This window comes from Corynebacterium sp. KPL4072 (assembly GCF_037908395.1).
Taxonomy (GTDB): domain Bacteria; phylum Actinomycetota; class Actinomycetes; order Mycobacteriales; family Mycobacteriaceae; genus Corynebacterium; species Corynebacterium kefirresidentii.
The window spans coordinates 252969-265059 of sequence record NZ_JBBMGE010000001.1 but is presented as its reverse complement, the minus strand read 5'-3'; the positions used below and the strand labels follow the sequence as shown (position 1 = coordinate 265059).

The window sequence follows — 12091 nt, the reverse complement described above, 5'->3', positions numbered from 1 at the left end:
GCGTCTACAACTCCCCTTCCCCGCGCTGCGTTGTGCTGCCTTCGCTGCGCAACCACTCGAAAGAGTCCGCATCAAATTCACTTCCGCCGGCGAAGTGAATGAAGGCATCCGTCAGGCTGCCGCCTTGGCGCACATCTTCCACGTGGCCGGCGGAGAGCACCTGGCCACCGGCGATGATGGCTACGTGATCGCATAAGCCTTCCACTAATTGCATAACATGTGAAGACAGGATTACTGTGCCTCCGCGGGCGACATAGGCGCGCAGGATCTCTTGAATAAGCTGCCCCGAAACGGGATCCACTGCCTCTAGGGGCTCATCTAGTATCACGACCTCTGGGTTATGCAGGAGCGCGCCCGCCAGAAGTATCTTTTTAGTCATGCCGGCGGAGTAGTCCGCGATGGGTTTATCGGCGGCGTCGGCAAGCTGCAAGGCATCCAAAAGCTGTGCGCTGCGGTGCTCGACTTCGGCTTGATTCATGCGGCGCAATGCGCCGAGATAGAACAAGTACTCTGGGCCCGATAAACGGTCGAAGACCGGAGCGCCGTCGACAAGCAGGCCCATGGCCGCCTTGGCTGGCAGTGGCTCCTGCCAGGTATTGTGCCCGGCGATAAAGGCCTCGCCGCTATTTGGGCGCAGGAGGCCACACGCCATGGTCAACATGGTGGTTTTGCCCGCGCCATTGGGGCCAACGATGCCATAAATAGAGCCCCGCGGGATGTCGAGGCTCAAATTCGACACCACGGGGCGTCCAGCGAAAATTTTGTTCAGACCGCGCACGGCAAAGGCCTGCGTGGTCGGATCATCTGCAAGTGGCGGATAATTCGGAACAATCATGTCCGCCAATCTTATCAGTTAGGCTGACTTATCTTCCCGCTCATCCGCTGCAAGCTGACCACAAGCCGCCGCAATCTCATCGCCCTTTGTATCGCGCACCGTGCAGGGAACGCCTTGGGCTTGCACGCGACGCACGAACTCGTCCTGGCGGTCTTGCGGGGCCGCATCCCACTCTGAGCCCGGCGTGGGGTTCAGCGGAATAACATTAACGTGGACCTTGGAGCCCAACTTCTGATGCAGCTTGCGCCCCAGCATATCGGCGCGGAAATCCTGGTCATTCTTATCGCGAATCAGGGCGTACTCAATGGACACGCGGCGGGCGGACTTATCCGCATAGTAGCGCGCGGCATCCAGCACCTCATCAACAGACCACCGGTTGTTGACGGGCACTAGACCGTCACGCAGCTCATCGTCCGGAGTGTGCAAGGAAACGGCCAGAGTGCAGGCCAAGTCTTCGTCCGCAAGCTTGCGAATTGCCGGAGCCAAGCCCACGGTGGAAACGGTCACGTTGCGCTGGGAAAGGCCAAAACCCGTACCATCCTGGCCAGAAATCTGACGTACGGCCTGGACCACGCGCTTATAGTTGGCCAGCGGCTCACCCATGCCCATGAAGACAACGTTGGACAAACGCCCACCTTCTGCAGCCATGGCGGCCGCAGCGTGGCGGAATTGCTCGACAATCTCGCCCGTGGACAAGTTACGATCAAGGCCGCCCTGGCCAGTAGCGCAGAACGGGCAGGCCATGCCGCACCCTGCCTGGGAAGAAATACACAAAGTAGCGCGACCTGGGTAGCGCATCAGCACTGATTCCAGTAGCGTGCCGTCGTGCAACCGCCACAGGGACTTAGTGGTCTCGCCGTCGTCCGTGGAGGTGGTCCGGATGGGTTTCATCAGCTCAGGGAAGAAGGCTTCCTTGACTGCTTCGCGCTTGCCGGCGGGGATATCGGTCATATCCTCGACGTTGTCGGTGTAGTGCTCGTAATAGTGCTTAGCCAGCTGCTTCGCACGGAATTTAGGTAGGCCAATTTCTGCGAGCTTGTCAATGCGCTCGTCTTCGGTCAGGTCCGCAAAATGCTTAGGAGGCAATCCGCGGCGCGGGGCGGAAAAGTTAAGTTTCACTGGTTGAGCCATAATATTGCCCATCTTTCCACGGTCTGCGTGGGATTTTCCAATTGGAGGCCGTGCCAAGTGGCATAATCGACAGGATTAAAGAAATAATGGATACATGACAAATCCAAATTATCCTGCAGATGATTTTTCTTCTTCCGACGCAGACCTCTCCTCGGCGGAGCTGAACGCTTCTGAACCGGAGACTAGTTCTGACCTAGAACCAGCCGTTTCTGACTCTACTTCTCACTCCACCCAGCCCTCTGGCAAGGCGAAGGGATCTTTCGCGGCCAGCACGTGGATGGCGCTTATCGTAGGATTCCTGCTGCTGATTGTCCTCATTGTGTTCATCATGCAAAACCAGCACGAGGTTCCCATGAACTTCCTGGGCTGGTCTGGCGAGTTCCCCGCCGGAATTGCTTTCCTCATTTTTGCTATCGGCGGCGCACTCATCATGGCGCTAGTCGGTGGCTGGCGCATGTTTGAGTTGCGTCGCCAGCTACGCAAGCAAGCGCAGCAGGTATAAATCTATATAAAAGCCGCCTCTCCCCTGTTCTGCCGTCTTTTTCGGGCAGTTTATACGGGAGAGGCGGCTTTTGTTTGTCTGATGTTCCTATGGTGTAAACGTAGACAGGAAGCTAATCGCTACCCAGGTGACCATGGCAGAAGGTAGCATGCCATCCAAACGGTCCATGAGGCCGCCGTGGCCGGGCAATAATGCCGACATGTCTTTAATACCCAGCTCGCGCTTAAATTGGGATTCCACCAAGTCTCCCAAGGTGGCACAGATAACTAGACCGAGCCCCATCAGGCCACCCACCCAGGCATCGTGATGGAGCAGAAATTTCACCGTGAGCGCACCGGTCACCACGCCGAAGATGATGGACCCACAAAACCCCTCCCACGATTTTTTAGGGCTCACCGCAGGTGCCATGGGGTGCGAACCAAACATCACGCCCGCAACATATCCGCCGGTATCGGAAGCCACAACGCACAGCATAAAGACGACGATGGAGGCAGCCCCACTGGAAAATGGAGTCGACACTAGCGACAACATAGCTGCGAAGGTGGCAAAAAGGGGAATCCACGTCAGCACAAAAATACCGACGGACATATCACGCAGGTAGTTGATAGGCGGACGATGACGGCCATTATGGAAAAGGCGGCCAAACATAAGTGCCAGCACCGCAGTGACATAGACCGCTACCAGGCCTGGCGCACCCAGGGGCCATGAGATCCACACCATGGCTTGGCCCAGAATAATAAGCAGCGTACGCGGAACATAGTAGGAATGCTCCCGCAGGCGGCTGAGGACCTCCCACATCGCAACGCCTACTGCAAGCGCTACGACCGCATACCAAGCCAGCGGACCAGCCCACACGGCAAGCACCACAAGAACGCCGAGCCCCACGCCAACACCGATAGCGGCCGGCAAGTCGCGGCCTGCACCATTCTTTGGCTGTGGCAATCGGCGGTTTATGGCGTCACTCACCGTGACCGGCTCCTTTCGCTGTCTTGTGTGATTCCCCGGCTAACATGCTCAGTTCCGCCGGCTCTGCCCCGTTTGTGGGAGCGGCGGGCCTTGGAACAGAAAAAACGCCGCCGGCCGAGGAGACAGGCACGGCGGCAACAAAGCGGAGGTCCTAGACCTCCATCAGCTCGTTTTCCTTATTCTCTACCAAGCTGTCTACCTGCTCGATGTAGCCGGAGGTAATCTTTTCCATTTCCTTTTCTGCTGCGATGACTTCGTCCTCGCCGGCATCGCCGTCCTTTTGCAGCTTCTTCAACTGCTCCATGGCCTTGCGGCGAATATTACGGATAGCGATCTTGCCATCCTCACCCTTGCTCTTAGCCAGCTTCACCATTTCTTTACGGCGTTCCTCCGTCAACTGCGGGACAGTCACGCGCAGAACCTGACCATCGTTGGTGGGATTGACGCCCAAATCCGAGTTGCGGATGGAATTTTCAATCTCATGGATCATGGACTGCTCATAAGGCTTGATGAGCAGCATGCGCGGCTCTGGTACGGATATGGTAGCCATTTGGGTAATCGGGGTGGGAACACCGTAGTATTCGGCTACCAAGCCGTTGAACATGGCGGGGTTCGCGCGGCCGGTACGAATGGTCACCAGCTGCTCGCGGGTGTGCTCGACGGAAGCGGTCATGTGCTCTTCTGCTTCGAGCTGAATCTCATCGATCATGAGGCTAAATCATCCTTAAACGAATAGGGGTGGCTGTATAAAAAGGTAGCAGGTTCGCAGCCGCTACAGTATTAGGACTGCACCAGCGTGCCGATAACTTCACCGCCAGCTGCGCGGGCAATATTGCCCTCCTCCAGCAGGTTAAAGACCAAAATCGGCATATCATTGTCCATGCACAGGCTAAAGGCCGTTGCATCTGCCACCTTTAGGCCCTTTTCAATGACCTCACGCGGGGTAATTTCGGAGTACAACTCTGCATCCGGATTGGTGCGCGGGTCATCCGAGTAGACGCCGTCGACTGCCTTAGCCAGGAACAGAACCTCGGCGCCAATTTCCAAGGCGCGCTGCGCGGCGGTGGTATCCGTGGAGAAGTACGGCATACCCATGCCAGCGCCGAAGATAACTACGCGACCCTTTTCCAAATGGCGGTCCGCACGCAGCGGCAGGTACGGCTCAGCAATCTGCGCCATGTTGATGGAGGTCTGTACGCGGCAATCAACACCTTGCTGCTTGAGGAAATCCTGCAGTGCGAGGGAATTCATTACCGTGCCGAGCATGCCCATGTAATCCGAGCGTGCCCGGTCCATACCGCGCTGGGATAGCTCCGCGCCGCGGAAGAAGTTTCCGCCGCCAATCACCACTGCAATCTCGATTCCTTGGCGGGAGACCTCGGCGATTTGGCGGGCAACGTTTTCAACCACATCCGGATCGATACCGACCTTACCGCCGCCGAACATCTCACCGCCCAGCTTCAGCATTACTCGCTTATATCCGGTTCGCTTAATATCTGCAGCAGTCACGCCTACTTCGTCTCCTTAACGCGGGGCAGTTTCAATCTCCGCCCCATCTTACCCATATATCTTTCGCATCCTCACACCACCTGCCGATGCAGCCCGGTGGGTTTAAGCTAGGCACCAAAAAGGCACCTAGAGAAAAGAGAACCTCGCGCCGGTCACCCCATTAGCGCACAACAAAGCCCACAAAGGACGGTCCTTTGTGGGCTAGGTTTTAAAAGCGAGAGCGTGCTTAAGCGCCAACCTCGTAGCGAACGAAGCCAGTGATGGTGGTGCCAGCCTCTTCCGCAACCTGCTTTACGGTCTTCTTGTTATCAGACAAGGAAGCCTGCTCCAGCAGAACGATGGACTTGAAGAAGCCGTTCAGGCGGCCTTCCACGATCTTCGGCAGGGCTGCCTCCGGCTTGCCCTCCTCACGAGTAGTGGCCTCAGCGATCTCGCGCTCCTTTTCGACGATCTCTGCAGGAACGTCTTCGCGGGTGAGGTACTCAGCGTTCATTGCAGCAATCTGCAGGGCGGCAGCGTGAGCGCCTTCCTCGTTGCCCTCGTAGGAAACCAGAACGCCCACTGCCGGCGGCAGATCAGCGGAACGCTGGTGCAGGTAAACAGCAATGTTGTCACCCTCTACGGTAACTGCACGGCGTGCCTGCAGCTTCTCACCGGTCTTAGCGGACTCCTCGTCCACTACCTCGGAAACCTTCTTGCCGTCGATCTCAATGTTGTTGAGATCGTCTGCGGAGTTTGCCTTGGCCTCAGCGGCAGCGTCAGCAATCTTGGCTGCGAAGGTCTTGAAAGCCTCGTTCTTAGCAACGAAGTCGGTCTCACAGTTGATCTCGACCATAGTGTTGCCAGAAACAGCAATCAGGCCTTCGGTTGCCTCGCGGTCAGCGCGCTTGGAGACGTTCTTAGCGCCCTTGATGCGCAGGTACTCAACGGCCTTATCGTAGTCGCCGTTGGACTCTTCCAGAGCCTTCTTGCAATCGAGCATGCCGGAGCCGGTAGCTTCGCGCAGTGCCTTGACGTCTGCAGCAGTGTAGTTCGCCATAGTTGGGGCGATCCTCCTTGAAAATCAAACAGTGTTCGTTCAAACAGCGTAGTCGACGCGGTGAAATCGCGCCGCTTTAGGGTGGCAGAAACCACCCCTTTTCTCACCTATGCATGAAGGTGGAGCTGGCTTCAGCAGCACCCAGCATAGATAAAACCAACCCCCGCCGCCGTTTGAGCACGGTGGCGGGGGTTGGTAAACAGCCTTGGGCAGGTATTACTCCCTTGCTGCCCCACACCAAAAGTGCGTGGGGTATTCAGTTAAACGCAGGTAAGGAAGGTTCCTACCAAGAAAGTACGATTACTTCTCGGCCTTGTCTGCGGATGCTTCCTCAGACTTTTCTGCGGAAGCCGGATCGGAAGCTGCGGCAGCCGCCTCAGCGTCACGCTTTTCCTTTTCAGCAGAGTCGCCGGCAGCTTCCTTGGCTGCAGCCAGCTGACGCTCCTCACGAGCCTTCTTGCCTTCCTCTACAGCGGAGGCAACGATGCCGGAGAGCAGCTTGGTGGAACGGATGGCGTCGTCGTTGCCCGGAATCGGGAAGTCAACGTCGTCCGGGTCGCAGTTGGTGTCCAAGATGGCAACAACTGGGATGTTCAGCTTGTGAGCTTCCTTGACCGCGATGTGCTCCTTGTTGGTATCAACAATCCACAGAGCGGACGGGGTCTTAGCCATATCGGAGATGCCGCCCAGAACGCGCTCGAGCTTGGCGCGCTCACGGTTGAGCATGAGAACTTCCTTCTTGGTGCGGCCCTTGTAGCCGTCCTCACGCTCGTCCATTGCCTGAAGCTCCTTCATGCGCTTCAGACGCTTGGACACGGTCTGGAAGTTGGTGAGCATGCCGCCCAACCAGCGGTGGTTTACGTAAGGCATACCGACGCGGGTTGCTTCCTCAGCAACTGCTTCCTGAGCCTGCTTCTTGGTACCAACGAACAGGATGGTGCCGCCGTGTGCAACGGTTTCCTTGACGAACTCATAAGCCTCGTCAATGTAGGTCAGCGTCTGCTGCAGGTCGATGATGTAGATGCCGTTACGGTCAGTGAAGATGAAACGACGCATCTTCGGATTCCAGCGACGGGTCTGGTGGCCAAAGTGCACACCAGCGTCGAGGAGCTCGCGCATGGTTACAACTGCCATGATTCGCTCGCTTTCTTTTATCTTGTCTTTCGGTTTTCCAATTGTGCGGTGTTTTATTCCGCACCCTAGCAACGAAGGCCCCGCTGACACCTTGTTTCCAAGGACCACGTCAGCCGCCAGGCTGTCTCTTCCTTCCAGCAGGAAGCGACAACTTCGCCGCGCGTAGTCAATGCCTCCACACGGTGGACACACTGCTGCCTCAAAGAATAATCCCTCTACGCTGGTTTTTCCAAACCGAATACAACTTATTCACACTAGGGTCGAAGCTGCTAAGCATCATGCGCCACATTCACCCCAATTGGACCATCCGCTACTCGTAATCCACAGCCCCACAGGCAAGGGCTTTCTGACAGCTCACCTCTGGTTAATGCTTTTCCCATGAGCCATTTTTCTGTGTCTTTTTCAAAGCTCGCTTTCCGACGCCCCACCTTCACCACCACTGCCTTCCTCGTCGTTTCTTCCCTCCTACTACTGTGCTGCCCACCGGCCACGTCCTACGTTGATCCTGCCTCGGGTAAGCCAAACCCGGCGCGGGTTTTGCGCGGGTTTGAAGCTCCCGAGCAAAAGTGGAGTCCCGGCCACCGCGGTGTAGACATGGCCCTTGCCGTGGGTTCTCCGGTGGTAGCCGCTGAAGATGGCGTTGTCGCGTTTGTCGGCACGGTGGCAGGAAAGCCGGTTGTTTCCATCACCCATGCGGACGGGGTAAGGACGACTTATCAGCCCGTACACGGCGCCGTAAAACAAGGCCAAGAGGTTCGCGAAGGACAAGTCATTGGCCGCTTGGGCAATCCCGTCGATGGCTATCCCGGCCTGCACTGGGGCGCCCTCATTGCAAAAGATACCTATATCGATCCTTTAACCTTGCTGGATATGCCAGTGATACGCCTCAAACCGCTTTAAGCTCGAGGATGCGCCTGGTTATATACGCGTTGCAATCTTTGCGCAGATACGTGGGTATAGATCTGCGTGGTATTAAGCGAGGAATGCCCCAATAGTTCTTGCACAACGCGCAAATCTGCCCCGCCTTCTAGGAGGTGGGTGGCAGCCGAGTGCCGCACTCCGTGCGGGGTAAGCCCTTGTGCACCGCTAACTTTGGCGGCCCTATCCACAATGCGCCGCACCTGGCGCTGATCAATGCGACCTCCCCTGCTGCCTACGAATACGGCTTTAGTTCCTTCCTCAGCGAGTTGTCCACGGCCCTTTTCTATCCACTGCCGCAAGGCGTCGTCCGCCGCATGACCAAAAGGCACCACGCGCTGCTTATCTCCCTTACCGGTTACGTGCAAGGTGCCGCGATGAAAATCAATATCGCTCAGGTCTAGGCGCACCAGCTCCGCCACGCGCATCCCTGAGGCATACAGCAACTCCAAGATGGCACTATCGCGCAGGAAGTGAGCTTCGTCTGCAGAAACCGCATTGCCCATGAGCTCACCGGCCTGCTCGGGGGATAGAACCGTCGGTAGGTGGCGGCCTACCTTGGGCGTGACTAGCCGTGCGGCTACATCTCGCTCGAGGTGCCCTTCGCGCACTGCCCAAGTGGAAAATCCTTTGACCGCTGCGGTGCGCCGCGCCAAGGTGGAGCGCGACTTTCCTTCCGCTACGGCCTCTGCCAGCCATTGGCGCAGGTTGTTGAGGTTAAATTCCGCAAAGGTAGGAACGCTGCGAGCAAGGTCGCGCAGATCTGAGCGATACCCACGTACCGTTGCCTCCGCACGGCCTTTCACGTGCAGTTGGAAATCCGCGAAGTCTTCGATAACCTCAGCCATCTGCTCCTGAATATCCGGCGCCTTCGCGGAAACTCCATCTTCACTCATGTCACAGCAGTGTACTCGCCTTTCACTGGGGCTATCTATTCCGTTTCCCGGCGCGCCCAGGTATTGCCGTGGCGGACAACGACACACATCTTCTCTAACGCCAATAAAAGGTGAACTGTCAACGGCAGACGAAATCCCGCTTCGCGGGCAATGTCCTCTGCCGTAGCTTTTTCTTGGCCTGGCGGCGGTGTTGCATCAAAGACTCGCAACTCATTGCGGGAGAGACGTTGTGTCATTGTTGCCGCAAAATTGATTTCATATTGTGCACCTGGATCTACTTCCCCGGCGCGGCTGACTAAGGCGCGAATTTCATCGGCGCTGGTGACCAACTGTGCACGGCCTTCCTGAATGCGCTGGTGACAGCCCAACGAGCCGCTAGTGGTTATCGGCCCCGGTACAGCCATGGCCACGCGTCCTAGCGCTTCTGCCCAGTTGAGAGTATTAAGTGCGCCGGATCGAAAAGCCGCCTCCATAACTACGGTGCCGTGACTGAGTGCTGCAACTAAACGATTGCGCGTTAGGAACCGGTGTCGCTTCGGTGCGGTTTCCGGTGCGAATTCAGAAATAACGCACCCGTTATCCGCGATCTTGGCAAATAGATTGGCATTGCGAGCCGGATAGTCCCTATCGATGCCGCACGCCGCTATAGCTACCGTGTGCCCGTTGTTGTGCAAAGCAGTTTCATGCGCCACGGTATCAACGCCTAGGGCGCCGCCAGATATAGGAGTCCATTCGTGTTGAACCAATCCGGACACTACGTTTTGGGTTGCCTGCCAGCCATAGCGAGAAATGGCGCGAGTGCCAACAATCGCTACAGCCTGAGCAACCTCCTGCTTCACAGGGGCGCCACGCACCCAGAGGCTGTGCGGCGGCAGTGCTTGGTCATCAAAGGTAGCTGGGGCTTCCCCGCTGTTTTGATAAAAGCCGAATGCGGAATCAAACTCCTCCGTTGGCCATTCTGGGCTTTCTGCCGTGATGAGCCGAGCCCCAACGCGTTCGGCTGCTGCCATATCCTCCGCTTGACGCAGCCAATCATAACGGGAGGCCGTGCGCGCAAGCAGCGGTCCTATCCAATCGGCACGATGGTAAATTCCATGGGCGATTTCCTCAGCCGGATACTGCGTAAGCAGGGCCTGCAAAGCAGCGGAAGGGCCTTCTACCACGCGGTTGAGGTATACCCAGGTGGCATAAGGGGTGGAGAGATCTAATTCGCTCATGCCGCGAGCCTTCCCACGTTGATGGAGCCACGCAGGTCGAGTGCGCGTCCCACCTCATCCAAGTCCGGCTGCATCTTCCCTGCTAAATCAGCTAAGGTCCACGAAAGCCTGAGCACACGGTCCACCCCGCGCTGGGAAATTTCGCCTTCCGCCAGGTAGGCGGACAACATGACCATTGCAGCATCCGCAGCCGGCCGCTTTCGGCGCAAGTAGGACGAAGGAACCTCGCCATTGGTCCGCGCGGAAATGCCATCCGCCCACCACCGCGCAGCGGCACGCTCGCGGGCAGCGGCAACTCGCTCGGCAATGACTGCGGAGTCTTCTTCGCCCTCCGCGTTAATCGTCGCCGCCTGCCCACTTAAGGTGACCACCATATCTAGACGGTCCCGGAGCGGACCGGAGAGGTTGGACAGATAGTTCATGCGCTCGTGGGGGTTACACCTGCACTGCGAAGGATCTTCTGCCGAGCACCTACACGGGTTTGCTGCCATGACCAGTTGGAAGCGAGCAGGATAGATAACTTCTCGGCGCGAGCGCGCAAGCCGTACTTGCCCTTCTTCCAACGGGGCACGCAGGCCATCGAGTACCGGTGCGGCAACCTCGCTGACCTCGTCGAGGAAGAGCACACCATTGTGAGCCAGGCTTACCGCTCCTGGGCGCGGATGCCCGGATCCGCCACCCAGCAGCGCGGCCCGAGTAACCGAGGCATGCGGGGCGATAAACGGAGCATGCTCAATGACCTCACCTGGCGTTCCGGTAAGCGAATGAATCGCGGTGGTCTCTACCTGCTGATCCGGGGTAAGTGTAGGCAGGATGGTGGGCAGACGGGAGGCAATCATGGATTTTCCCGCCCCTGGAGGACCGATCATCATAAAGTGGTGCCCGCCGGCCGCAGCAACCTCGGCGGCCCATTTTGCATTCGCTTGGCCCGCGATATCGCAAAAATCCGGGCGTGCTGCAGCTGCGGGCGCGGGGTCGGGCGATCCAGGAAAACTCGCCGCCTGCGGTAACCCACGGTTTCCACACGCCCAGCTAAAAGCCTCTTTCAAAGATGCTGCGACGAGTACGTCCAAATCCGGCACCAAGGTTGCCTCGGCTGCGTTACCCGGCGGCACGATAAGAGTTGATATTCCCTGCTCCCTTGCGGCTAGGAGGGCCGGAATAATACCTGCGACGGGCCGAACGGATCCGTCGAGACCGAGCTCTCCCAAAACCAAGGTGCGCTGCAGCCGCCTCGCGGGCGAAGGCGAATTGCCAAAGCGCGGAAAGTCACCTTCTGCCTGCGCCGCCAGGATCGCGAGCGCTATGGGTAAGTCAAAGTGGGAACCGGATTTGGGAAGCGACGCTGGAGACATCGAGACGACCACTTTGGTCTTGGGCCAAGGAAGGTGGGAGTTAAAGGCTGCAGTCTTGATCCTATCCCGCGATTCAGAGATCGCGGTATCCGTCTGACCCACAACATGTATCCCTGGCAGGCCGTGGCCAACGTTCGCTTCTACATCGACTAACTGTGCTAGAACTCCGTTGAGGGACATCGTCAAGCAATTACCTAGAGCCATCTTCAACCCCTTTGAAGTGTTCTAGCGCAAATCCCTGCCCGCGCTCCAACAACGTTATAACGTCGAATCGCACCGAAGACAGTGGCTTTCCATCGAGCCACTGCGCTGCAGCCTTGCGAAGGCGCGCTAGCTTCTGCGGGGTTACGGCTTCTGCCACCCCGAAGCTGGCAGTGGCACGCGTTTTAACCTCAACAAAGACGATGGTTCCGTCCGCCTCGCGCGCGATGAGGTCAATTTCTCCTACCCTATAAGAGACATTAGCGGCAATAATTTCGGCCCCGCGTTCACGGAGGTAGCGCGCGGCGAAGGCCTCTCCCCTTTTCCCTAAGACTTGCTTATGGCGAGGCTTCTTCGTGGCTAGGTGGTGTTCTGAACTAAATTGCAT

The 12091-nt window shown here is 57.6% G+C and carries 13 protein-coding genes; 2 read left to right on the top strand and 11 right to left on the bottom strand.

The features are described from left to right. Positions 1-4: 4 nt before the first annotated feature. Together WMP97_RS01235 and rlmN are read right to left on the bottom strand one after the other, a co-directional pair. On the bottom strand, positions 5-835 hold the full coding sequence (locus WMP97_RS01235) for an ABC transporter ATP-binding protein (RefSeq protein WP_023021305.1): 831 nt from the start codon (positions 833-835) through the stop codon (positions 5-7). Between the two features lie 18 nt (positions 836-853). Then, positions 854-1978 carry a 23S rRNA (adenine(2503)-C(2))-methyltransferase RlmN gene (rlmN, locus tag WMP97_RS01230; protein ID WP_200288925.1) on the bottom strand — a complete coding sequence of 375 codons (1125 nt, stop codon included), beginning with the start codon at positions 1976-1978 and terminating at the stop codon, positions 854-856. Between the two features lie 82 nt (positions 1979-2060). Here rlmN and WMP97_RS01225 point away from each other — a divergent pair, with 82 nt between their 5' ends. Next, positions 2061-2468 (top strand): LapA family protein, encoded by a 408-nt coding sequence (locus WMP97_RS01225; RefSeq protein WP_200288924.1) that lies wholly within the window; start codon positions 2061-2063, stop codon positions 2466-2468. 87 nt (positions 2469-2555) lie between these two features. Here the strand turns inward: WMP97_RS01225 and WMP97_RS01220 are convergent, their stop codons facing one another. The 5 genes from WMP97_RS01220 to rpsB form a co-directional block, all read right to left on the bottom strand. After that, entirely contained in the window at positions 2556-3434 is an 879-nt protein-coding gene (locus WMP97_RS01220) for a phosphatidate cytidylyltransferase (protein ID WP_200288923.1), read from the bottom strand. Between the two features lie 151 nt (positions 3435-3585). Continuing rightward, positions 3586-4143 carry a ribosome recycling factor gene (gene frr / locus WMP97_RS01215; protein ID WP_023021301.1) on the bottom strand — a complete coding sequence of 186 codons (558 nt, stop codon included), beginning with the start codon at positions 4141-4143 and terminating at the stop codon, positions 3586-3588. A 71-nt stretch (positions 4144-4214) separates the two neighbouring features. Beyond that, positions 4215-4901, bottom strand: a complete 687-nt coding sequence (gene pyrH, locus WMP97_RS01210) for a UMP kinase (RefSeq protein ID WP_023027755.1) — start codon at positions 4899-4901, stop codon at positions 4215-4217. A 268-nt stretch (positions 4902-5169) separates the two neighbouring features. Beyond that, on the bottom strand, positions 5170-5982 hold the full coding sequence (gene tsf, locus WMP97_RS01205; protein ID WP_248098794.1) for a translation elongation factor Ts: 813 nt from the start codon (positions 5980-5982) through the stop codon (positions 5170-5172). A gap of 300 nt (positions 5983-6282) precedes the next feature. Beyond that, on the bottom strand, positions 6283-7116 hold the full coding sequence (rpsB, locus tag WMP97_RS01200; RefSeq protein WP_005325233.1) for a 30S ribosomal protein S2: 834 nt from the start codon (positions 7114-7116) through the stop codon (positions 6283-6285). Positions 7117-7494: 378 nt separating this feature from the next. On the opposite strand from rpsB, the gene WMP97_RS01195 reads away from it, so the two are divergent. Beyond that, positions 7495-8016, top strand: coding sequence for a M23 family metallopeptidase (locus tag WMP97_RS01195; protein WP_248098795.1), 522 nt, complete (start codon positions 7495-7497; stop codon positions 8014-8016). On the opposite strand, the gene WMP97_RS01190 is transcribed toward WMP97_RS01195, so the two are convergent. From WMP97_RS01190 to WMP97_RS01175, 4 genes are read right to left on the bottom strand one after another with little or no spacing between them, the layout of a single operon-like run. After that, positions 8013-8930, bottom strand: a complete 918-nt coding sequence (locus WMP97_RS01190) for a tyrosine recombinase XerC (RefSeq protein WP_248098796.1) — start codon at positions 8928-8930, stop codon at positions 8013-8015. The two genes, WMP97_RS01195 and WMP97_RS01190, sit on opposite strands and share 4 nt — an antisense overlap. Positions 8931-8965: 35 nt before the next feature. Further along, positions 8966-10147 carry a DNA-processing protein DprA gene (dprA, locus tag WMP97_RS01185; protein ID WP_248098797.1) on the bottom strand — a complete coding sequence of 394 codons (1182 nt, stop codon included), beginning with the start codon at positions 10145-10147 and terminating at the stop codon, positions 8966-8968. Continuing rightward, positions 10144-11706, bottom strand: coding sequence for a YifB family Mg chelatase-like AAA ATPase (locus WMP97_RS01180; RefSeq protein ID WP_340439641.1), 1563 nt, complete (start codon positions 11704-11706; stop codon positions 10144-10146). Before WMP97_RS01180 ends, dprA begins: the two co-directional genes overlap by 4 nt. After that, positions 11693-12091, bottom strand: coding sequence for a YraN family protein (locus tag WMP97_RS01175; RefSeq protein ID WP_200288920.1), 399 nt, complete (start codon positions 12089-12091; stop codon positions 11693-11695). The genes WMP97_RS01180 and WMP97_RS01175 overlap by 14 nt, the downstream gene beginning before the upstream one ends.

Coding starts and splice junctions, on each gene's coding strand:
- WMP97_RS01235 (WP_023021305.1), bottom strand. CDS start 835: ATGATTGTTCCGAATTATCCGCCACTTGCAGATGATCCGACCACGCAG.
- rlmN (WP_200288925.1), bottom strand. CDS start 1,978: ATGGGCAATATTATGGCTCAACCAGTGAAACTTAACTTTTCCGCCCCG.
- WMP97_RS01225 (WP_200288924.1), top strand. CDS start 2,061: ATGACAAATCCAAATTATCCTGCAGATGATTTTTCTTCTTCCGACGCA.
- frr (WP_023021301.1), bottom strand. CDS start 4,143: ATGATCGATGAGATTCAGCTCGAAGCAGAAGAGCACATGACCGCTTCC.
- pyrH (WP_023027755.1), bottom strand. CDS start 4,901: ATGCTGAAGCTGGGCGGTGAGATGTTCGGCGGCGGTAAGGTCGGTATC.
- tsf (WP_248098794.1), bottom strand. CDS start 5,982: ATGGCGAACTACACTGCTGCAGACGTCAAGGCACTGCGCGAAGCTACC.
- rpsB (WP_005325233.1), bottom strand. CDS start 7,116: ATGGCAGTTGTAACCATGCGCGAGCTCCTCGACGCTGGTGTGCACTTT.
- WMP97_RS01195 (WP_248098795.1), top strand. CDS start 7,495: ATGAGCCATTTTTCTGTGTCTTTTTCAAAGCTCGCTTTCCGACGCCCC.
- WMP97_RS01190 (WP_248098796.1), bottom strand. CDS start 8,930: ATGAGTGAAGATGGAGTTTCCGCGAAGGCGCCGGATATTCAGGAGCAG.
- dprA (WP_248098797.1), bottom strand. CDS start 10,147: ATGAGCGAATTAGATCTCTCCACCCCTTATGCCACCTGGGTATACCTC.
- WMP97_RS01180 (WP_340439641.1), bottom strand. CDS start 11,706: ATGGCTCTAGGTAATTGCTTGACGATGTCCCTCAACGGAGTTCTAGCA.
- WMP97_RS01175 (WP_200288920.1), bottom strand. CDS start 12,091: ATGCAATTTAGTTCAGAACACCACCTAGCCACGAAGAAGCCTCGCCAT.